Below are 22,151 nucleotides of genomic sequence, written 5' to 3' on the forward strand. Positions count from 1 at the left end.
GATCCATCATGAAGCGTCAGATGATGACCGCCGTCGCGGTCTGCGCCCTCGCCTTCGCCGCCGGCTGCGCCAGCACCAGCGAACCCGCCGCCGGCGCGCCAGGCGTCGAACAAACGGCCTCGACCACGCCCGCACCCGCCGTCAGCGGCATGCGCGCCGACTATCCGATCACCGCCGAGGGCGCGACCGCCTTCATCGCCGACGCCGAAACCAAATGGGCCGAGGTCAGCGAATATGTCGCCCGCATCCAGTGGGCGCGCGCCACCAACATCACCTTCGACACGATGTGGCTGGAGTCCAAGGCCAACGCCGAAGCGACCGAGCTTCAGGTCCAGCTGGCCAATCAGGCGGCCAAGTTCAACGACGTCCAGGTCGATCCGGTCGTACGCCGCAAGCTGAACCTGCTGCGGCTCAGCCTGGTCCTGCCCGCCCCCAACCGTCCCGGCGCAGCCGAGGAGTTGGCCCAGATCACCACGCGGCTGGACTCGACCTATTCAACCGGAAAGTTCGACTTCAAGGGCAAGCCGATCACGCTGGACGAGGCCTCGCTGATCCTGGCCGACAGCCGCGATCCCGCCGAGACCAAGGCGCTGTATGAAGGCTGGCGCACCATCTCGCCGGTCATGCGCGACGACTACGCCCGCATGGTCGAGATCGCCAATGAAGGCTCGCGCGAACTGGGTTTCGCCGACACCGGCGCCCTGTGGCGGTCAGGCTACGACATGCCCGCCGACGACTTCGCCGCCGAGACCGACCGGCTGTGGGCCCAGGTGAAGCCCTTCTACGAGAATCTGCACTGCTATGTGCGCGCCCGGCTGAACGCCAAATACGGCGATGCGGTCCAGCCTGATCACGGCCCGATCCGCGCCGATCTCTTGGGCAATATGTGGTCGCAGCAGTGGGGCAATATCTATGACGTGGTCGCCTCGTCCAGCGGCGGCGCCTCCAGCTATGATCTCACCGAACTGCTGAAGGCCGCCGATTACGACGCGACGAAAATGGTCAAGACGGGCGAGGGCTTCTACGTCTCGCTGGGCCTTGATCCGCTGCCTCAGACCTTCTGGGAACGAAGTCAGATCACCCGCCCCCGCGACCGGGAAGTCGTCTGTCACGCCTCGGCCTGGGACCTGGACAATGCCGACGACATTCGCATCAAGATGTGCACCAACGTCAACGGCGACGACTTCTACACCGTCCACCACGAGCTGGGTCACAACTACTATCAGCGCGCCTACAAGAACCAACCGATGCTGTTCCGGAACGGCGCCAACGACGGCTTCCACGAGGCCATCGGCGACTTCGTCGGCCTTTCGGCCCTAACCCCCACCTATCTGAACCAGATCGGCCTGCTTAAGACCACGCCGGGCGCAGAGGAGGACATTCCCTTCCTGCTCAAGATGGCCTTGGACAAGATCGCCTTCCTGCCGTTCGGCCTGATGGTCGACCGCTGGCGCTGGGACGTCTTCTCGGGCGAGACGGCGCCGGCCGCCTACAACACAGCCTGGACCGCCGACATGCTGCAGTACCAGGGTCTGGTGCCACCGAGCCCGCGTCCGGCCAACGCCTTCGATCCGGGCGCCAAATACCATGTGCCCGGCAACACGCCCTATACCCGCTACTTCCTGGCGGCGATCTATCAGTTCCAGTTCCAGCGCGCGGCCTGCAAACAGGCCGGTTGGACCGGGCCGCTGCATCGTTGCTCCGTCTATGGCAACAAGGAGGTCGGCGCCCGCTTCAACGCCATGCTGCAGATGGGCCAGTCGCGGCCGTGGCAGGAGGCGATGAAGGCCTTCACCGGCGACGACGGCAACGACGCCTCGGCCATCGCCGACTATTTCGCCCCATTGAACGTTTGGCTCCAGGAACAGAACCGGGGTCACCAGTGCGGATGGAGCGCCGCCTGATTACGCGGCGGCGTTAACCGTCCCCTTCACAATTCCCTTAACCGCCCGATGGCAAACTGAGCGCTAATCGGGCGGTCCGCGTCCTTTGGGATGGGCATGGTGAAGGTTTCCAATCGGATCGGCAGAGCGGTGAAGGCTCTGCGCATGTTCACGTCGCGCCTCTCGTCGGATCGCGGCGGCAATGTCGTGATGATCTTCGCCCTGGTGATGCCGGCGCTGATGATGCTGACCCTGGGCGGCATCGACATCAACCGCGTGACGACGGCCAAGGCGCGCGTGCAGGACGCGCTGGACGCCGCCGCCCTGGCTGCGGCGCGCTCGTCCTATACTGATCCGAAAGACCTGAAGACCGTCGCCCTGGTGGCGCTGAGAGCCAATCTGCGCAACGCCTCTGTGGAGCCGTTCGCCGACGACGCCGTCAAGATCGAGCTGACGAAAGACCAGATCGTCATCGCCGACATCCAGGTCCAGGTGAAGACGCTGATCGCCAATGTGGTCCTGCCGCCCTATGGCAAGATCCTCGACGACACTTTGCCCGTCAGCGTCCACTCCGAGGTGAACCGATCGTCCAAGGACATCGAGGTCTCGCTGGTGCTGGACATCACCGGCTCCATGGCCAGCAATAACCGGATCGGCGATCTGAAGAACGCCGCGAACCAGCTGATCAAACTGGTCGTTCAGCCGGCCGCAAAACAGACGCCCTACTATTCACGCATGGCGATCGTGCCCTATTCGATCGGCGTGAACCTGGGCGCTCGCGCCGACGCCGCGCGCGGCGCTTCGATCGGCTCGACCAGCATCACCGGCGCCGCATGGGCGGCGGCGGCGGCCAAGTCGATCTCCGGCATCACGCGCGCTTCGCCGGGGGTCGTGACCGCCAACGGCCACGGGCTGTCGACCGATGACTACGTCTGGATCAGCGGCGTCAGCGGCATGACTCAGATCAACAACCGCGCCTACAAGGTCGTGCGGATCGACGCCAATCGGGTGTCTCTACAATATCAATCGGGCGCGAACTGGTACGCGCTGAACACCACCAGCGGTAACGGCTACAGCAGCTACAGCTCGGGCGGTCAGATCCGTAAATGCATGCGCTCCGACTGCTTCGTCACTGTTACGTCCACCGACCATGGCTTGTCCGCGGACGAGGGCGTTCAGATCACCGGCGTGACCGGCATGACCGCGCTGAACAACAATAGCGGCCTTTTCGAAGTCTATGAGCGCACATCCAAGGACGCCTTCGTCGTGCCGGTCGGGGGCGCGGCCTACGCCGACTATTCCAACGGCGGCGCCGTTCAATGCGGCCGTGACGGATGCGCCAAACGCGTCTTCCGCGATCCGCAGTACAATCGTCTGAACGTGTTCGACAACACCACCTGCGTCAGTGAGCGGACAGGTTCCTCAGCCTATACCGACACGGCCCCCGGTTCCGCCTACGTCGGCCGAAACTACGCGTCTCCACGCAATCCCTGTCCAGCGGCGACGATCCAGCCCCTGACGTCCAACATTGACACTCTGACCAACCTTGTGAACGGTCTGTCGGTCACGGGATCGACCGCCGGTCAGATCGGCCTCGCCTGGGGGTGGTACACGGTATCCAACCAGTTCAATGCGCTGTGGACATCGAATACGGCCGCCGCCTATGCGCCGACCAAGGTGCTGAAGGCTGTCATTCTGATGACCGACGGTGAGTTCAACACCCCTTATTGCGGCGGCGTGATCGCTCGAAACGCCGGGTCTGGGTCAGGCAGTCTCTACGATAAGATCGCCTGCGACGCGACGAACGGCGACCCGTTCGATCAGGCCGCAAAGCTCTGCACCGGCATGAAGAACAAGAACGTGATCGTTTACACGGTCGGCTTCTCAATCACCCCAGGCAGCGACGCGGCCAAGATTCTGAGCAGTTGCGCCACCGACAAGGACAAGGCCTTCCTGCCGCAGTCGGGCGCGGACCTGTCCAACGACTTCCAAGCCATCGGACGCGACATCACCCGACTACGGATTTCCCGCTAACGGCCTAGAGCAGGCGGATTTCGCGCAGGCGTTCACTCAGATAATCCTCGGCCAGGATGGTCTTGCCCGCGTAGCGATCAGGGTTATCCGGCGTGATGGCGCTGGGCAGGGTCTCGATCGGGAAGTCCGGGTTGAAGTGCAGGAAGAAGGGCGTCGAATAGCGAGCGAAGCCGCGACGCTCGGGCGCCGGATTGACCACGCGGTGGGTCGTTGACGGCAGGACATGGTTGGTCAGCCGCTGCAGCATGTCGCCGATATTAACGACCAGGGCGCCGGGCGGCGGCGCGATGTCAAGCCAGCTGCCGTCCTTGTCCTTCAGCTGAAGACCGGCTTCCTCGGCGCCGAGCAACAGGGTGATGACATTGATGTCCTCATGCGCCCCGGCGCGCACGCCCGGCGCATCGGCCGGAACCGGCGGATAGTGCAGCATGCGCAGGACGCTGTTGCCCATCTCCACCTTGTCGGCGAAGAAGTCGTCGCCCAGCTCCAGATAGCGGGCGATGGCGCGCAGGATCTTGGCGCCCAGCGCATCCAGGTCCTCGAACATGCCATACAGGTGCTGGCGGAAGCCATCGACCTCGGTCGGCCAGACGTTGTCGCGCATATAGCGGCGATAGGGATGGCCTTCGGGCAGTTCACGACCGACGTGCCAGAACTCTTTCAGATCCACCGTCTTGGCGTCCTTGGCCGCCTCGACTCCGAAGGGGGTAAGGCCGCGCGCGCCGCCCGTACCGGGGTGATGGTATTGGCGCTTGACCTCTTCCGGCAGAGCAAAGAAGGCCTTGGCGTCGTCGATGGCCGCGGTGATGCGCGCCTCGTCCAGACCATGGTCGGCGACCACTGCGAAGCCATAGCGGGAAAAGGACGCGCCCAATGCGTCGCTGAACGCCTGAAAATCGGCGTCGTACTGCGTCATCGAAACCGGCTGAATGGCGCGGTCGGTCGTGTTGTCCGTCTGGGTCACGCTCACGGCGTCGTCCTCGTTCTGGGGATGTGCGGCGGTCCCCATACGCCTAATCAGCGGGCTTGTCAGGGCCATGGCGAGTGCGGACATGGCAGGTGTTCATGAACGGTACAGTTTGGAACCTCCACAGTAAGCGCACGTTTCCGCGCCAGATCGCTAAGAAAAAGGACCATTCCATGCGCGCCAAGTTCATCGTCGCCAGCGTTTCCATCGCCGCCATGCTGGGGACCGCCGCCTGCACCACCACTGACCCCTATCGTTCGGGTCCGGTCCGTAACAACACCGGGACCGGCGCCATCGCCGGTGCTCTGGGTGGCGCGGTTCTCGGTTATCTGACCAACACCTCGAACGGCGAACAGGGCCGCAAGAACGCTCTGATCGGCGCCGGCATCGGCGCGCTGGGCGGCGCGGCCGTCGGCCAATATATGGATCGTCAGCAACGCGCGATGGAGGCTGAACTGTCCGGCTCCGGCGTCGGTGTGGCGCGCCAAGGCGACCTGCTCGTGTTGCGGATGCCGTCGGACGTGACCTTCGCCACGAACCAGTCGTCCATCGATCCGCGCTTCCTGCCAGTGCTGGACGACGTTGCTCGCGTTTTGCAGCAGTACGACCAGTCGACCGTGGACGTGATCGGTCACACCGACTCGTCGGGCGGCGACGCGATCAATCAGCCTCTGTCGGAGCGCCGCGCCAGCAGCGTCGCCTCTGAACTGGTTCGCCGTGGCGTTCTGGCCCAACGCCTCTATGTCGCCGGCAACAGCTCACGCAACCCGGTGGCCTCGAACGCCACCGCCGAGGGCAAGGCACAGAACCGCCGGGTCGAAATCCTGATCCGTCCGTTCACCGGCTGATCGGCGTCAAAATCAGAATGTATGAGGGCGGCGTCGCGAGGCGTCGCCCTTTTCTCTGCGTGGACGCATCACGCACAAGGTGAGACGGCGCGAAGAAAAACGCCGCCTCCTTTCGGAAGCGGCGTTCTGTCTTTCGACGACGTCTAAGCTCGAAGCCGACCTGGACGAACCGGTCGGCTCCGAAAGTCTTAGAAGTTGATGTCGATGGTCGCGCGGCGGTTGAGCGGTTCGCGCACACCGTCGGCGGTCGGCTTGGCCAGGTTAGTCTCGCCCTTGCCGTCGAGGGCGATGACGCCGCCGTTGACGCCCGAGGCGACCAGCGCGTCCGCGACGGTGCGCGAACGACGGTTGGACAGACCCAGGTTATAGGCGGCCGAACCCGAGGTGTCGGTGTAGCCGACGATCAGGACGCGCGTCGGGCGACCCGACTTGGCGTAGTTGGCGGCCTGCGTCACCACCGAACGGGCTTCCGCGGTCAGGTCCGAACGATCCCAGTCGAAGTAGACGACGAACTGGCGAGCGACCGGGGTCTGAGCGACCGGCGCCGGCGGAGGCGGCGGGGGCGGAGGAGGCGGCGGCGGCGGGGGCGGAGGAGGCGGCGGGGGCGGAGCATCTTCCGCACCGAAGCTGTAGCGCAGACCCAGGGTCACGGTGTGCGACTGGTCGTAGTCGCCGTCCCATTCGCCGAACTGCGTGGCGCCTGCGCCCGTGCCGGCCGTCGTCGAGGCGAAGTTGGCGTCGCCCGTCAGATAGCGGTAGGTCAGGTCGATGTTGGCGCGGTCGCCGATGGCCCAGGCCAGACCGGCGATCGCCTGAGCGGCGAACTTGGTCGAGGTGTCGTCGGCGGCGAAGGTGGCCGCACGGTTGGCGCGCAGCGCACCGATCGTGTTGGTGTCGACGCGGTTCACACCGGCGCCGAGACCGACGAACGGACGAACGCCCCAGTATTCGAAGCCGAAGTCATAGATGACGTTGGCCATCAGGGTGGCGGATTCGATGTCGCCCTCGGGCGAGAAGCAGCCGCCCGTCGCCGGGGTCAGGTTGCACAGGCCTTGCGTGCCGGTGACGGCGCGCACGGTGCCGATGTCGCCCGAGCGGTAGCCGCCTTCCAGTTCAACGCGCCAGTTCGGGTTGAAGCGATAGCCGAGGCGAGCGAACGCCGCCCAACCGTCGTTCACTTCCCAGTTCCAGCTAGCGCCGGTCGTGGACGATTCAGCATTGATATCGTCGATCATGTGGTAGCCGGCGTCGATGGCGCCGTACCAACCATTGGGTTCCGCCGATGCAGCACCAGCCGACAGGGCCAGGGCGGCCGCTGCGCTGGAGGCCAGCACGAAAGTCTTCATACGCATAGGGGGGTATCCCTCCGCCTCTGTTATAGTAGGGGGCGGGTCTACCGCCTACGCGGGTCTTACCAGCCTTGCCTTATGAGGTCGAGGCGGAAACGTGACGACGTTTATCAGCGAAGCCGATACCGTGGCCTTGATGATACAGATAAATTTGGCGCCGAGGCGCAGAATAGTTAATCTCTGGCCGTTGATGTGTCACAATCTTCGGCAGCCCAACGCTATAACCTATGCGAGCGTCATGGCTCGTTTTTTGAGCCGACCATCTGCATCCCGAGCCACTCCGCGATCAGCGCCGGCTTGTCAGCCCCGTCGATCTCGACCGTCAGTTCGTGTTTCAGCAGCCAGCGTCCGCCGCCCTTGTCGTCCGCCGACAACAGTTTGAAGCGGCCGCGAATGCGTGACCCTGCCGGCACCGGCGTCAGAAACCGCAGCTTGTCGAAGCCGTAGTTCACGCCCATCACGACGCCCTCCAGCGGCGCCACCGCGTCATAGCTCATGGCCGAAGCGAGGCTCAGGGTCAGGAAGCCGTGCGCGATGGTTCCGCCGAACGGCGTGGCCTTGGCCGCCTCCGGATCGACATGGATGAACTGGTGGTCTTCGGTGCAATCGGCGAAGGCGTCGATCCGGGCCTGAGTGACGTCGAACCATTTCGACACCCCGACCTCCTGGCCGATCAACGTCTGAAGTTCGCTGGCCTTGGTCATTGTGCGTTTCCTCAGTTCATTTCAGGTGAGGTTGGCCGACCCTTGTCACGAAGGAAAGACCCTCAGCCGCAGAAGCGCTCCTCAATGATCTCGGCGTACAGCGTCGGATCGACGTTGGCACCTGAAAGGACAATGGCTGTCGTCAGTCCCTTCGTCCCGATCTTTCCGGCAAGCAGGGCCGCGAGCGACACGGCGCCTCCGGGTTCGAGGACGATCTTGAGATGGCGGAAGGCGAACCGCATCGCTTCCGCGACTTCCGCGTCCGAGACGGTGACCGCCCCCGCCAGCCGCCGGTTGATCGGCCAGGTCAGCGCACCCGGCATCGGCGACATCAGGGCGTCGCAGATCGAGGGCGCGCCCTGTGGATGACCGACCCGCTCTCCGGCCGCCAGGGATCGCGCGGTGTCGTCGAACGCTTCGGGCTCGACCACGAAGACCTTCGTCGCGGGACTGCGTTCGGCCATGACCAGATTGATCCCGGCCATCAACCCGCCGCCGGACGCCCCGCATAGCAACTGGTCGAACGGCGCATCCGCCTGATCCAGCATTTCCAGCGCCGTCGTCCCCTGGCCCTCGATAATGAAGGGATCATCGAACGGCGGAACCAGGATCGAGCCGCGCTCGGCGGCGATGGCCGCGCCGATCGCCTCGCGGCTTTCAGTCCAGCGGTCGTAGAAGCGCACCTCGCCGCCGAAGCCGATCACGCCCTCGACCTTCACCCTGGGCGAATCCGACGGCATGACGATGACCGCCGGCGTCCCGACCATGGCTGCGGCAGCGGCCACCCCCTGCGCATGATTTCCGGACGAGAAGGCGACCACGCCGCGCGCCTTCTCCTCGTCGGTCAGCCGGCTGATGCGATTATAGGCGCCCCTAAACTTGAAGGCTCCGGCGCGCTGCAGGCTTTCCGCCTTCATCAGAACCCGCCCGGCGACCGCCGCGTTCAGAGCCGGGCTTTCGAGCAGGGGCGTGCGGACGGCGATCCCGTCGATCTGGCGGGCGGCGTCGAGGACGCCTTCATAGCTGGGCAGGTGCGTCGTCATATGCTCCCCTTACCCAAGACGCAGCCGGGAGAGAACCATGAGCCTGATCCTCGCCATCGACCAGGGCACGACCTCCACCCGCGCCATCGCCTTCGCGGTCGCGCCTCAAGCAGCGCGAAGCGCGGTAGGCGAAGAAAAAGGGGACCTGAGGCCCGTCGCGGTCAGCCAGATCGAGCTGGCCCAGCATTTTCCGAAGTCCGGCTGGGTCGAACATGACGCCGCCGAAATCTGGACCGCGACGCTCCAGACCTGTCGAGAGGTGGTGCGCAAGGCCGGAGGCGTCGCCCGCTTCAACGCCATCGGCATCACCAATCAGCGCGAAACGGCCGTGATCTGGGACGCGGCGACCGGCGAGCCGCTGCATCGCGCCATCGTCTGGCAGGATCGCCGCACTGCCGACGTCACCGCACGCCTGACCGCCCAAGGCCACGAGCCTCGGGTCCAGACCATGACCGGCCTGATCCTCGATCCCTATTTCTCGTCGACCAAGTTCGCTTGGCTCCTGGACGCTGTGCCCGGATCGCGCGAGCGGGCGGCGAAGGGCGAGGTCAAGCTGGGCACGATCGACGCCTGGCTGATCTGGAAGCTCACTGGCGGCCGGGTCCACGCCACCGATGCGACCAATGCATCACGCACGTCTCTGATGGATCTGAGGACGGTCAAATGGCGTGACGACCTGTGCGATGTGTTCGATGTGCCGCGCGAAGCCCTACCCGACATCGTCCCTTGCGCAGGTGTGATCGGCGAGAGCGATCCGGCGCTGTTCGGCCAGCCTCTGCCCATCGCCGGATCGGCGGGCGACCAGCAGGCGGCTCTGGTCGGGCACGGGGCGCTCAAGGCCGGGGACGCCAAGATCACCTATGGCACCGGCGCCTTCCTTGTCGCCAATGTCGGCGCGGAGCCCGTGGCCTCAACCCGGCGTCTGTTGGGCACGCTCGGCTATCAGGCCGGCGACCAGACCGCCTATGCGCTGGAGGGCTCGATCTTCTCGGCCGGCTCGGCGATCCAGTGGCTGAGGGACGGGGTCGGGCTGATCTCAGAGTCGCGTCAATCGGAGGCGATGGCGCAGACCCTCAAGGACAACGGCGGCGTCTATATGGTCCCCGGCTTCACGGGTCTGGGCGCACCATGGTGGGAACCAGAAGCGAGGGGAACCATCATCGGGCTGACACGGGATTCCGGTCCGGCCCATTTCGTGCGCGCCGCGCTGGAAGCCTTGGCCTATCAGACGCGCGATCTGCTGGACGCCCTGGCCGCCGACGGCGCCCCGTCTCTGAAGACGCTGAAGGTGGACGGCGGCGTCACCGCCAACAGTTTCGCCATGCAGTTCGTCGCCGACATCTGCGAGGTCCATGTGGAGCGTCCGGCCTTCCAGGAGATGACGGCTCTCGGCGCCGCGCGCCTGGCGGCCCTGGGCGTCGGCCTTTTGCCGGACTTGGAGGCGCGCCCGGCCGAGGCGCCGGCCTGCTGGAAACCTCGCATGAAGGCGGACGAGCGCGAGCGTCTGCTTTCCGGCTGGCGTCGCGCGGTGAAGGCCGCCATCATCGCCGCGCCGGACCGGGCGTGAGATCCGGACGGCTCAAGGAAACGACGAGGACCGCCGCATGACCGACGCCGCCCCGCTGGACGCCCAAAGCGCCTTTTCCGGCACGCGCGAGGTCGATCCGCGCTATCGCCTGGACGAGGCGGCGCTGGACGCCTGGATGCGCGCCCACGTCTCGGGATACGCCGGTCCTCTGACGGTGCGCCAGTTCAAGGGCGGCCAGTCGAACCCGACCTATGAACTGGTGACGCCCTCGGCCGCCTATGTGCTGCGCCGCAAGCCGCCCGGCGTCCTCCTGCCCAGCGCCCATGCCGTGGACCGCGAGTTTCAGGTCATCTCCGCCCTCGCCGCCCAAGGCTTCCCGGTCGCCAAGCCCCACGCCCTGTGCCTGGACGAAGCCGTCATCGGCTCGATCTTCTATGTGATGGACAAGGTCGAGGGCCGGATCTTCTGGGACCTGAAACTGCCCGGACTGACGCCTGCCGAACGCCGCGCCGTCTATGAGGCCCAGACGGACACCCTGGCCCGTCTGCACGCCTTCGACCCCGCCGCCATCGGCCTGGGCGACTACGGCAAGGCCGGCAACTATTTCGCGCGGCAAGTCGGCCGCTGGACCAAACAGTATCGCGCCTCGGAGACCGAACCCGTCGCCGCCATGGACCGGCTGATCGCCTTCCTGCCCGACAGCCTGCCGCCCGAGGGACCAAGCCGGATCGTCCACGGCGACTTCCGCCTCGACAACATGATCCTGGCGCCGGACCAAGCCCAGGTCCGCGCCGTGCTGGACTGGGAGCTGTCGACCCTGGGGGATCCGATGGCCGACTTCTCCTATCTGCTGATCGCCTGGGCCATTCCGGCCAGCCTGCGCAACGGCCTCGCCGGCGCCGATCTGGAGGCCCTGGGCATCCCGTCTGTCGAGGAGACGGTCGAACGCTATGCCGCCGCGACGGGCATGCGGCCCGCCAATCTGGACTGGCTCTACGCCTATAACCTGTTCCGCCTGGCGGCCATCTGCCAGGGCATCGCCGGCCGCGTCCGCGACGGCACCGCCGCCAGCGCCCACGCCAAGACCATGGCCGCCCAGGTGGGCCCGCTGAGCGACGCGGCCTGGGGTTTCGCTAAGAAGGCCGGCGCCTAGTCCCTGACGGCGGCGCCCAGGATGCGTTTGTCGGTCTTGCCTTGCACCAGCACCGCCACCGCCTCGCCGGGGCGGGCGGACGGCAGGGCGTAGAGCATCGGGCGACCGCGCCATTCGCCCAGGCGGGTCACGCCGCGCACGACGTTCATGTGCCGCATCGACTGGCCGCGATTTTCGCCCTGGCGAACCTCGACCACCTGGGGGCCGGGCGTATAGGTCACCGCCACCACCTCGGCGCCGCCGACGGGCGCGCGGCCGGAGCCGACGCCGACGCCGTTTCCGTTCTCGCGGAACTCGATCTGGGGCGGCCAGACCTGGCGCACGGCTTCCTGATCGATGGCGGTTTCAAGTTCGAGGCTGCGGGCGCCGGACACCTGGCGACGGCCGTCGATCACCACCTGGGGCGTCGAGACGCCACGTTGGCGCAGGGCGGCGCGATAGGCGCGCTGGCGCTGAACGAACTCCGGGCGGGCGAAGGTGTCGGTCCAGCCCAGATAGTCCCAGTAGTCCACGCCATAGGTCAGGGCGATGACGCCAGGCTGGGCCGCCGCCTTCTCGACCGCCGCATTGGCCTCGACACAGCCGCCGCAGCCCTGAGCGGTGAACAGTTCGACCACCACCGGCGGCCCGTCGGCTGTGGCGTGACGCGGCGCGAGCGGCGGACGGCCGGCAGCCGGCTGGGCCGCCGAGGCGACGGACAGCAGGGCGCCCGCCATGACCGTGCCCGCGATGATCCAGCCCTTGGTGTTCATGCCGTCGTTCTTAGTCCCCGCGACCCACCGCCGCGCCTCATAATCGCGTGACCCACGGGTTCAAGCCGCGCGCGGCGCGCGATAACCCAAGCAAGGACGGGCTCAAGCAGCGCCAAGCGCGGTAGCCCAAAGAAAAAGCGCTCAGTCCATCAGTTGTTGCGACAGATAGACATAGTGACGCGCCCAGCGACGGGCGTTGGCGACCGGGTCGGCGTCGTTGGAGTGACCGCCGGCCGTGTCCTCGTAGTAGAGATGATCGTGGCCCTGATCGCCGAGGCGAGCGGCGAACTTGCGCGCATGACCGGGGTGGACGCGGTCGTCGCGCGTGTTGGTGGTCAGATAGACGCGCGGATAGGTCACGTCGGGTCGCAGCTGCTGATAGGCCGAATATTGGGCGATCCAGGCGGCTTCTTCCGGGATGCGCGGGTCGCCGTATTCGCCGATCCACGAGGCGCCGGCCGGCAGCTCGTGATAGCGCAGCATGTCCACCAGCGGGCTCTCGATCACCGCCGCATTGAACAGTTCCGGGTGCTGGGTGATCGACACGCTGGTCAGGACGCCGCCGTTCGAGCGGCCGTAGATGCCCAGGCGACGCGGGCTGGTGACGCCGCGCTGTTCCAGGTCGCGCGCCACGGCGGCGAAGTCGTCAAAGGCCTTCTGACGATCGCCGTCCAAGGCCGCCTGGTGCCAGTCGGGGCCGAACTCGCCGCCGCCGCGGATATTGGCCTGGACGAAGACGCCGCCGCGCTCCAGCCACAGCTTGCCCATCTCGGGCTTGTAGGCCGGGTTCAGACTGACCTGGAAGCCGCCGTAGCCGAGCATGATGGTCGGGTTCGACCCGTCCAGCTTCATGTCGCGCGGACGGGTGATGAAATAGGGGATCTTGGTCCCGTCGGTCGAGGTCGCCTCGAACTGTTCTGTCACGTCGCGCGACGCGTCGAACTTGGCGGGCGCCGACTTCAGCGTGGTCAGGGTCGCGGCGTCCGCATCGGCCAGGCTGAGGGTCGGAGGGACTAGGAAGCCCTGAGTCGAAACGAACACTTCGCCGCGTGATTTGGACGAGTCGCCCAGACCGACAGCGAGGTTGTCAGGGACTGTGATGTCGGTCGCGCCCCAGAACGAATACTGTCCCTCAGTCCCCGTCCGCTGAAAGCGAACCAAACGTCCCGCAACATTATCCGAAATGACGGCGATGAGGGTGTTGTCGAGAACCGCCACACTCTGGAGAGATTGACGGGCATTCGGAACGAAGATCCCGACTGGATCGCGTCCGTCCGTCATCGGCGCCGGTGGGACGTTTGTGGGCGACGGAGCAGCGGACAATGCTCTTAAACCGACGACCAGAAGCGCTCCTGGCTTGTAGTCATGTGCGAGCCAACGCCACTGCTCGTCGTTTGAGAATACAAGCTGATCGCCAACTACGCCGAAGACGCTGACGCGGGCTGGCAGATTGAGCTTCGTCGCCTTGCCGTCGTGACCGAGGCTCCAGGTTTCCGACCGGAAGGTGTCCAGCGGACGGGTGATGATGACGGCCGTCACCTTGCCGTCCTTGGCGCGATAGACGGCGGGGCTCACGCCGTATCCGCCGTCGCCCTGTTCGCCGCGATAGACCTCGGTCGCCTGGGCCAGGGTCTGGCCGCGCTTCAGCGTCTTGACGATGAAGGGATAGCCGGACTCCGTCATGGTTCCGGCGCCGAAGTCGGTGGCGACCAGAAGCGTGTCGCGGTCCAGCCATTCGATGCGGTGCTTGCCCTCGGGCAGGTTGAAGCCGGTATCGACGAACTGCTTGGTGGTCAGGTCGAACTCGCGCACGACCACCGCGTCCTTGCCGCCGTCGGACAGATTGATCAGGCAGCGGGTGTCGTCCGGCGCCAGGCAGTCGGCGCCCTTGAACACCCAGTCCTTGCGCTCCGCCTTGGACAGGGCGTCGATGTCCAGCAGCGTCTCCCACTGCGGCGTCGCGGTCCGGTAGCTGTCCAGCGTCGTACGACGCCAGACGCCCTTGGGATTGGTCGCGTCCTGCCAGAAGTTGCCGATGCCGTCGCCCAGGAAGGACGGGCTGGGGATGCGGTCGGTGGCGGTCAGGATCGCCTGGGCCTCGGCGCGGAAGGTCTCGTAGCGCGGATCGCCGGTCAGGGCGGCCAGGGACTTGCGGTTCTCTTCGGCGACAAAGGCCATGGCCTCGGCCCCGTCCACCTGCTCCAGCGCCAGATGATCGTCCGCCGCCGCGACGCCCGCCGGGGTCAGGTCGCGGGGGAAGTGAGGCGGAGGGCTGTCGTTGGTCGAGACCACGATTTCGTCAACACCTCTGGCGACCGGCGTACTCGCGCAGGCGGCCACCAGAAGGGCCGGGATGGCGGCTGACAGGATCAGGTGACGCATGGCTTGAACTCCGCAAATCTGATCCTCCCCCGCGTCGCGGGGGAGGGGGACCGCCGTCAGGCGGTGGAGGGGGCGGAACCAGACACGGTGCGCGGGGTCGCCCCCTCTACCACTTCGTGGTCCCCCTCCCCCATTTCGCTGCGCGTCATGGGGGAGGATCGAAAAGCACCTATTCCTGCGCCGGCGTGTCCATCAGCCGGCGCGACAGATAGGTGTATTCCAGCGCCAGGCGACGCGCGGTTTCGCGCAGGTTCGCTCCGGCGGCGTGGCCGCCATCGACGTTTTCATAGAACAGCACCGGATAGCCCAGCTCCTCAAGCCGCGCCGCCGCCTTGCGGGCATGGCCCGGATGGACGCGGTCGTCCTTGGTCGAGGTGTGGATGAAGACTTCAGGATAGGGCTGGCCCGCGCGCAGGTTCTGGTAGGGGGAATACTGCTGAATCCAGGCGCGCTGCTCGGGAATGTCCGGGTTGCCGTATTCGCCGATCCACGAGGCGCCAGCCAGCAGCTTGTGGAAGCGCAGCATGTCGAACAGGGGCACCTGGATGACGGCGGCGTTGATCAGGTCCGGTCGCTGGGTCAGCATCGCGCCCATGAACAGCCCGCCTTGCGAACCGCCCATGATGCCCAGCTTGGGCTGGCTGGTGATGTCGCGGGCGATCAGGTCCAGGGCCACGGCCTGGAAATCCTCATGCGCGCGCTGGCGGTTCTGTTGCAGGGCCGCCTCGTGCCAGCGCGGGCCGAACTCGCCGCCACCGCGCGTATTGGCGATGACATAGACGCCGCCCCGCTCCAGCCACAGCTTGCCGACTGTCGCCGAATAGCCCGGCAGCAGCGAGCTTTCGAACCCGCCATAGCCGTACAGCAGGGTCGGGTTCGAGCCGTCCAGCGGCATGTCCGCCTTATGCACCACGAAATAGGGGATCATTGTCCCGTCGGCCGAACGGGCCTCGTGCTGATCGACCGTCATGCCGGCTGCGTCGAACTTGGCCGGCATCGACTTGACCTGATCGACCGCGCCGGTCGCCGCATCGGCCAGCCACAGGCTGGAGGGGTTTAGATAGCCGGTGACGCTGACAAAGACCTTGTCGTCCTTCTCCGAGGCCGAACCGACGCCGACCGAGACGTTCTGGGGCAGGTCCAGCGTCGTATGCGCCCATTCACCCTGACCGGGGGTATAGACCCGCACCGAGCCGCGCACATTGTCGTACAAGGCCACGACCAGCCTGTTGCGCGTGACGTTGACGCCCTCGATGGCCTGACGCTCGGTCGGGCGCAGCACCAGCTGGGCCGGCGTCGACTGCTCGGCCAGCCAGGCCTCGAGCGGCCAGGCGATCAGGTCGCCGGTCTTGAAATCCTGACCCGACGGCGCGGTCCAGTCCTGTTTCAGCGAGACCAGAAGCTGGCCCTGGACCAGGCCGGTGATGTCGGACTTGGCCGGCAGCTGAAGCTGGGTCAGGGCGCCGTCGTCACCCAGGCGCCAGGTCTCGGACGAATAGAAGTCCACCGAACGGTTGATCAGCGTCGCCTTCACCACTCCGTCGGCGTCGCGCAGTGTGTAGCCGGACACCGAAACGTCGGTCGGCTGGCCGGTGAATAGGGTCTCGGCCTGGTCCGGGGTCTGGCCGCGCTTCATCCGCTTGACGACCATCGGATAGCCCGAGTTGGTCAGGGTGCCGGGACCGAAGTCGCGCGAGATCAGCAGGGTGTCCTTGTCGATCCAGGATGCGCCGCCCTTGGATTCCGGCAGAGTGATGCCGCCGTCGACGAACTTGCGCTCGACGGTGTCGAACTCGCGCAGGGTCACGGCGTCCTTGCCGCCGTTCGACAGGCTGATCAGGCAGTAGCGCTCTTCGGGCTGCAGGCAGGTAGAGCCCTTGTAAACCCAGTTCTGGCCCTCGGCCGCCGCCAGGGCGTCGATGTCGATGATGGTCTGCCACTCCGGCGTGGCGGTGCGATAGCTGTCCAGCGTCGTGCGGCGCCACAGCCCGCGCACATGCTGGGCGTCCTGCCAGAAGTTGTCGATATGGCCGTCGTGGGTGAAGCCGGGCGAGGGGATGCGGTCCTGGGCCTGGACGATCTCCAGCGCCTGCTGATGCAGGGTTTCATAGCGGGGATCGCCCTGCAGGACGGCGAAGGTGCGTTCGTTGTGGGCCTTGACCCACTCCATCGCCCGCTCGCCCTCGACCTCTTCGAGCCACAGATAGGGGTCGGTCGCGTCGCTGGTCGCGAAACCGCCAGATGCGGGGGCGGGTGAGGAGGCGGGGGTCTGGGCCATGGATACCGAGGTCAGGCTGGTGGAGGCGAGAAGCGTCGCAAGCGCGACGGCGGAAGCACGGATCATGGACAGGTCCCCGAAAACGAAGCCGGCACCTTAACGACGCCTTCCCGTGCGGCAAGCCGTGCGACCTTACCGTTTTGTCACACCGGCGGGACGCGCCGCCTCATCCCTCGTCGGGAATGCAAAGCAGGTTGCCACACGCCTTGCAGTGGACGGCGTCGGGGTCATGGTTCTGCAGGCCGCAGCGGTCGCAGGGGAAATGCACCTTGTGCGGTCGGATCAGGGCCTGGGCCAGACGCAGGAACAGGGTGATGCCGACAAGCATGACGGCGATGGACAACAACCGCCCCCAAGGCCCGGGCAGGGTCACGTCGCCAAATCCGGTCGTCGTCAGAGTGGCCACTGTAAAATACAGCGCATCCACATAGCCGGCGATGCCGTCATGCCCCCTGAAGGTCGCATAGACGAAGCCGGTCGCCACGAAGACGAAGGTGATCAGATTGGCCAGGGCCCGCGCGATCCCCTCCACCCGCGTATCGTCGAACCGCGCCCCCACGGTGCGCCAGAAGAAATCCGAGTTCAGCAGAGTCCACAGTCGCAACATCCGCAGGAAGCCGAGATTGAACAGCCAGGCCGGAAACAGCAGGGTCGCCAGCACGAACAGGTCGACCCAGACGATCGGCCGCTTCAGCCAGTCCTTGATGTTGGCATAGGCATAGGCCCGCGCGGCCAGGTCCAGGGCCAGGATGGCGGCGATGAAATAGTCCAGCGCATAGAAGGCCCAGCCCATGTTCTTCAGAATGGGCGCCGCAAGGAAAAAGCCGATGATCGCCAGATCGATGACGATGACCATCAACCGGAACCGCACCGCCGGCGGTTGACTGCCGTGATACAGGTATCGCAGGCGGGCGCGCAGTCGCAGGCCGTTATCCTTGGGGTCGGTTTCGGTCTGGGACACGCTGGTTTCCGCGACGCTGGGTTGGGCCTATATGGCCTGCATGACCCGTCCTTTCGTCAAGATGAACGGCGCCGGCAATGACTTCGTCGTCGTCAATGCGCTGGAACAGCCGTTCGCTCCCAGCGAGGACCAGATTCGTGCGCTGGGCGACCGCCAGACGGGCGAGGGCTTCGATCAGCTGATCGCCATCGAACCGTCAGACACGGCCGACGCCTTCATGCGGGTGTGGAACGCCGATGGATCGATGGTCGAGACCTGCGGCAACGCCCTGCGCTGCGTCGGCTGGCTTTTGATGCAAGCCAACGCCTCGGACCGCGTGGTGATCGACACGGCGGGCGGCCCGACCACCGCCACCCGGGCCGGCGACCACCGGGTGACCGTGGACATGGGCAAGCCTCGCCTGACTTGGGACCAGGTGCCGCTGGCCGAAGAAATGGATACGCGAGGGATCGAACTACAGGTCGGGCCGATCGACGCGCCGCTCCTGCACACGCCCGGCGCCGTCTCCATGGGCAATCCTCACGTGGTCTTCTTCACCGACCGCCAGGACGACGGCTTCGTCACCGGATCCGGATCGCTGGTCGAGCATCACCCGCTGTTCCCGCAAGGGGTCAATGTCGGCTTCGCAAACGTTCTGGATCGGGACCACATCCGCCTGCGGGTTTGGGAGCGGGGCGCTGGCCTGACTAAGGCCTGCGGCACGGGCGCCTGCGCCGCCCTGGTCGCCACCGCGCGGCGCGGCCTGACCGAACGCAAGGCGACGGTCGTCGTCGATGGCGGCGAACTGGTCATCGACTGGGATGCGGAAACCGATCGCGTTCTGATGACCGGGCCAGTGGAGATCGAGCGGACGGGCATGCTGGCGATCTGAGACGGCGATTGCGGAAATCCGCACGAGAGCCGACGCCGCCATCACCTTTTCCGCACAGCGTCGGCGTCGGTGATGCGTCCGACGCCCTTGGCGTCCAGAGACGGCGGCACGCGGCGTGCGCGGTTGTCCCGCCACGCCCGGAGCATTAGGAACATAGCGAGACGATAAAATCGACGTGCCCGGAAACGCCCAAATCATGCCCGATCAGACCGAAAAGCAAACCTTCTCCGACGACGAAGCGCTGGACTTCCACCGCATCCCGACGCCCGGCAAGATTTCCATGGCGCCGACCAAGCCGATGGCGACCCAGCGCGATCTGTCGCTGGCCTATTCGCCGGGCGTAGCCGTGCCGGTCCTGGCCATCGCCGCCGATGCGGACAAGGCCTACGATTACACCTCCAAGGGCAATCTGGTCGCCGTCATCTCGAACGGCACCGCGATCCTGGGCCTGGGCAACCTGGGTCACATGGCCTCCAAGCCGGTGATGGAGGGCAAGTCGGTCCTGTTCAAACGGTTCGCCGACGTCGACAGCTTCGACGTCGAGGTGAAGGCCACCGACCCGGACGAGTTCATCACGGTCGTCAAGAACATCGGCGACACCTGGGGCGGCATCAATCTGGAGGACATCAAGTCCCCCGAATGCTTCGTTATCGAAAGCGAGCTTCAGGACCTGCTGGACATCCCCGTCTTCCATGACGACCAGCACGGCACCGCCATCATCTCGACCGCCGGCCTGATCAACGCCTGCCATGTCGCCGGCAAGAAGCTGGACGAGATCAAGGTCGTGCTGGCGGGCGCCGGGGCGGCGGGCCTGTCCTCAATCGCCCTGATGAAGGCCGCGGGCGTCAAGGCTGAGAACACCGTGATCTGCGACCGCGACGGCGTCGTCTACAAGGGTCGCGACCACGGCATGGACCAGTGGAAAGCCGCCCACGCCACCGACACGCCACTGCGCACCCTGGCCGAGGCCATGGTCGGCGCCGACGTGGTGCTGGGCCTGTCCGCCAAGGGCGCGATCACCAAGGAGATGGTGGCCTCAATGGCGCCCAATCCGATCATCTTCGCCATGGCCAACCCCGACCCTGAGATCACGCCCGAGGACGTCAAGTCGGTGCGCTCGGACGCCATTATCGCCACGGGCCGCTCGGACTATGTGAACCAGGTCAATAACGTCCTGGCCTTCCCCTATCTGTTCCGCGGCGCGCTGGACGTACGGGCGCGCCGCGTGAACCACGAGATGAAGATCGCCTGCGCCCAGGCCCTGGCCGCCCTGGCGCGCGAGGACGTGCCGGACGAGGTCGCCGCCGCCTATCGCGGACGCAAGCTGAAGTTCGGCCCAGACTACATCATCCCGACGCCCTTCGACCCGCGCCTGATCTGGTACATCCCGCCCTTCATCGCCCAGGCGGCGATGGACACCGGCGTGGCCCGCGTCCAGATCGAGGACATGGACGCCTATCGCCACGCGCTGCGCTCGCGCGTCGATCCCTCCGCCGCCCTGATGCAGAAGATCAGCTCGGCCGTGCGCGGCGGGCCGAACAAGCGTGTCGTCTTCGCCGAGGGCGAAGAACCCGCCGTCATTCGCGCGGCCTGGGGCTTCAAACAGGCCGATCTGGGCACGCCGATCCTGGTCGGCCGCGAGGATCTGATCCGTCAGAACGCCGGAGAGGCCGGTCTGAACTTCGACGAGCTGGGCATCGAGATCACCAACGCCCGCGTCTCCGACCACAATGTCGAGGACACCGACTGGCTGTACGAAAAGCTGCAGCGCCGGGGCTATCTGCGCCGCGACGTGCAGCGGATGATCAATCAGGACCGCAACTATTTCGCCGCCACCCTGGTCGCCAAGGGCCGGGCCGACGCCATGGTCGCAGGCGTGACCCGCAACTTCAACATGGCGCTGAAGGAGGTCCAGCGCGTGCTGGATGTGGACGACACCCTGATCGGCCTGTCGATCCTGCTGGCCAAGGGCCGCACCCTGTTCGTCGCCGACACCACCATCCACGAACTGCCGAACGCCGAGGAGTTGGCCGACATCGCCGTCAAGGCGGCCGATACGGTCAGGAAGCTGGGTCGCAATCCGCGCGTGGCCTTCCTGTCCTATTCCACCTTCGGCAACCCGCCCGGCGACCGCGCCGAGAAGGTGCGTGAGGCGATCCGCATCCTGGACAAGAAGGGCGTCGATTTCGAATACGAAGGCGAAATGCCGCCGGAAGTCGCGCTGGATCCCAAGGGGCATTCGGCCTACGCCTTCAACCGCCTGACCAAGCCGGCCAACGTCCTGGTCATGCCCGCCATTCATTCGGCCGCTATCTCGACCAAGCTGGTTCAGGCCCTGGGCGGCGCGACCGTGATCGGACCGTTGCTGGTCGGTCTGGAGAAGCCGGTGCAGATCGTCAGCTTGGGCGCCTCGGTCAGCGAGATCATCACCGCCGCCACCTTCGCCGCCTATGACGCCGGTCCCGCCTTCCAGGGCTCGGGCCTGACCTCGGCGCCGCGTCCCCCCGCAGCCGTGGTCGAGCGTTGAGCGAACCTTCGCCCTTTCCACCCGCCGCCCCGCCGCCCCGGCGGGTGGAGCCGGGCCTCTATCTGGTCGCCACCCCGATCGGCAACCTGCGCGACATGACGCTGAGGGCGCTGGACGTGCTGGCCGCCGCCGATCTGGTGCTGGCCGAGGACACCCGCGTCACCGCTAAACTTCTGAGCGCCTATGGTCTGAAGGCGAAGCTGGAACGGTGCGACGACCATGCGTCCGGTCGCGCCGCCGAACAGGCGATCGAACGGCTGCGTGAGGGTCAGGTGGTGGCCCTGGTTTCGGATGCGGGCACGCCTCTGGTCAGCGACCCCGGCTTCGTCGTCGCCCGCGCGGTGATCGCCGAAGGACTGCCCGTCCATCCGATCCCCGGCGCCTCAAGTCTGTTGGCCGCCCTGTGCATCGCCGGCCTGCCCGCCGACCGGGTGCTGTTCGCCGGCTTCCTGCCGCCCAAGACGGCCGGCCGCACCGCCGCGCTGGAAGCCTTGAAGAGCCAGCGCCAGACGTTGGTCTTCTTCGAAAGCGGGCCGCGCCTGAAAGACAGTTTGACCGACATGGCCGCCGTGCTGGGCCCGCGCCCCGCCGCCGTCGCCCGCGAACTGACCAAACTCTATGAAGAGTGCGTGCGCGGGACGCTGGACGACTTGGCCGTCGATCCCCGTCTGGACGCTCCCAAGGGCGAAATCGTCGTGGTCGTCGGCCCCGGCGAAGAGGTCCAGGCGACCGAGGCTGACGCCGACGCCGCCCTGATCGACGCTCTTCAGACACTGTCCACCGGCGACGCCGCCTCCGAGGTCGCCAAGGCCCTGGGGCTGAACCGAAAGACCCTGTATCGCCGGGCGCTGGAACTGAAGGGCAAGTGAAG

The 22,151-nt window shown here is 66.2% G+C and carries 16 protein-coding genes; 8 read left to right on the plus strand and 8 right to left on the minus strand.

Translation table 11 applies throughout. From position 1 onward, the window contains the following. Positions 1-8 precede the first annotated feature (8 nt). Both HNP47_RS13410 and HNP47_RS13415 read left to right on the plus strand, forming a co-directional pair. A complete protein-coding gene (locus tag HNP47_RS13410) occupies positions 9-1,904 on the plus strand; it encodes a M2 family metallopeptidase (protein WP_184279912.1) in 1,896 nt (631 codons plus the stop codon). A 144-nt stretch (positions 1,905-2,048) separates the two neighbouring features. Further along, positions 2,049-3,917, plus strand: a complete 1,869-nt coding sequence (locus HNP47_RS13415; RefSeq protein ID WP_184279913.1) for a TadE/TadG family type IV pilus assembly protein — start codon at positions 2,049-2,051, stop codon at positions 3,915-3,917. Positions 3,918-3,921: 4 nt separating this feature from the next. Here the strand turns inward: HNP47_RS13415 and HNP47_RS13420 are convergent, their stop codons facing one another. Then, positions 3,922-4,833, minus strand: a complete 912-nt coding sequence (locus HNP47_RS13420; protein ID WP_184280027.1) for an isopenicillin N synthase family oxygenase — start codon at positions 4,831-4,833, stop codon at positions 3,922-3,924. A gap of 224 nt (positions 4,834-5,057) precedes the next feature. Between HNP47_RS13420 and HNP47_RS13425 the strand changes: the two genes are divergently transcribed. After that, positions 5,058-5,732 carry an OmpA family protein gene (locus tag HNP47_RS13425; protein WP_184279914.1) on the plus strand — a complete coding sequence of 225 codons (675 nt, stop codon included), beginning with the start codon at positions 5,058-5,060 and terminating at the stop codon, positions 5,730-5,732. A 188-nt stretch (positions 5,733-5,920) separates the two neighbouring features. On the opposite strand, the gene HNP47_RS13430 is transcribed toward HNP47_RS13425, so the two are convergent. The 3 genes from HNP47_RS13430 to HNP47_RS13440 form a co-directional block, all read right to left on the minus strand. Then, positions 5,921-7,078 carry an OmpA family protein gene (locus tag HNP47_RS13430; RefSeq protein WP_184280028.1) on the minus strand — a complete coding sequence of 386 codons (1,158 nt, stop codon included), beginning with the start codon at positions 7,076-7,078 and terminating at the stop codon, positions 5,921-5,923. A gap of 239 nt (positions 7,079-7,317) precedes the next feature. Next, positions 7,318-7,785, minus strand: a complete 468-nt coding sequence (locus tag HNP47_RS13435; RefSeq protein WP_184279915.1) for a MaoC family dehydratase — start codon at positions 7,783-7,785, stop codon at positions 7,318-7,320. A 62-nt stretch (positions 7,786-7,847) separates the two neighbouring features. Next, the gene (locus HNP47_RS13440; RefSeq protein ID WP_184279916.1) at positions 7,848-8,828 is read right to left on the minus strand and encodes a threonine/serine dehydratase; all 981 of its coding nucleotides are present in this window, start codon (positions 8,826-8,828) and stop codon (positions 7,848-7,850) included. A 37-nt stretch (positions 8,829-8,865) separates the two neighbouring features. On the opposite strand from HNP47_RS13440, the gene glpK reads away from it, so the two are divergent. After that, the gene (gene glpK / locus HNP47_RS13445; protein WP_184279917.1) at positions 8,866-10,395 is read left to right on the plus strand and encodes a glycerol kinase GlpK; all 1,530 of its coding nucleotides are present in this window, start codon (positions 8,866-8,868) and stop codon (positions 10,393-10,395) included. A 37-nt stretch (positions 10,396-10,432) separates the two neighbouring features. Continuing rightward, positions 10,433-11,509 carry a phosphotransferase family protein gene (locus HNP47_RS13450; RefSeq protein WP_184279918.1) on the plus strand — a complete coding sequence of 359 codons (1,077 nt, stop codon included), beginning with the start codon at positions 10,433-10,435 and terminating at the stop codon, positions 11,507-11,509. Here the strand turns inward: HNP47_RS13450 and HNP47_RS13455 are convergent. The 4 genes from HNP47_RS13455 to HNP47_RS13470 all read right to left on the minus strand — a co-directional run bounded on the left by HNP47_RS13455 (position 11,506) and on the right by HNP47_RS13470 (position 17,882). Further along, complete coding sequence (locus HNP47_RS13455; RefSeq protein ID WP_184279919.1) at positions 11,506-12,261, minus strand: DUF1223 domain-containing protein; 756 nt, start codon at positions 12,259-12,261, stop codon at positions 11,506-11,508. The genes HNP47_RS13450 and HNP47_RS13455 overlap by 4 nt on opposite strands. A 141-nt stretch (positions 12,262-12,402) precedes the next feature. Continuing rightward, entirely contained in the window at positions 12,403-14,643 is a 2,241-nt protein-coding gene (locus HNP47_RS13460; RefSeq protein WP_184279920.1) for a prolyl oligopeptidase family protein, read from the minus strand. Between the two features lie 169 nt (positions 14,644-14,812). After that, positions 14,813-16,987 (minus strand): prolyl oligopeptidase family protein, encoded by a 2,175-nt coding sequence (locus tag HNP47_RS13465; RefSeq protein ID WP_184279921.1) that lies wholly within the window; start codon positions 16,985-16,987, stop codon positions 14,813-14,815. Between the two features lie 100 nt (positions 16,988-17,087). Further along, positions 17,088-17,882, minus strand: coding sequence for a potassium channel family protein (locus HNP47_RS13470; protein ID WP_184279922.1), 795 nt, complete (start codon positions 17,880-17,882; stop codon positions 17,088-17,090). Positions 17,883-17,922: 40 nt separating this feature from the next. On the opposite strand from HNP47_RS13470, the gene dapF reads away from it, so the two are divergent. From dapF to rsmI, 3 genes are all read left to right on the plus strand, one after another. Next, positions 17,923-18,753, plus strand: coding sequence for a diaminopimelate epimerase (dapF, locus tag HNP47_RS13475; RefSeq protein WP_184279923.1), 831 nt, complete (start codon positions 17,923-17,925; stop codon positions 18,751-18,753). 196 nt (positions 18,754-18,949) lie between these two features. Beyond that, positions 18,950-21,280, plus strand: coding sequence for an NADP-dependent malic enzyme (locus HNP47_RS13480; RefSeq protein ID WP_184279924.1), 2,331 nt, complete (start codon positions 18,950-18,952; stop codon positions 21,278-21,280). Continuing rightward, positions 21,277-22,149: a 16S rRNA (cytidine(1402)-2'-O)-methyltransferase gene (gene rsmI, locus HNP47_RS13485; RefSeq protein WP_184279925.1), complete on the plus strand. Its 873-nt coding sequence runs from the start codon at positions 21,277-21,279 to the stop codon at positions 22,147-22,149. The genes HNP47_RS13480 and rsmI overlap by 4 nt, the downstream gene beginning before the upstream one ends. Positions 22,150-22,151: the final 2 nt, after the last annotated feature.

Origin of the sequence: Brevundimonas vesicularis, assembly GCF_014204545.1 — a bacterium.
Lineage (GTDB): Bacteria > Pseudomonadota > Alphaproteobacteria > Caulobacterales > Caulobacteraceae > Brevundimonas > Brevundimonas vesicularis_B.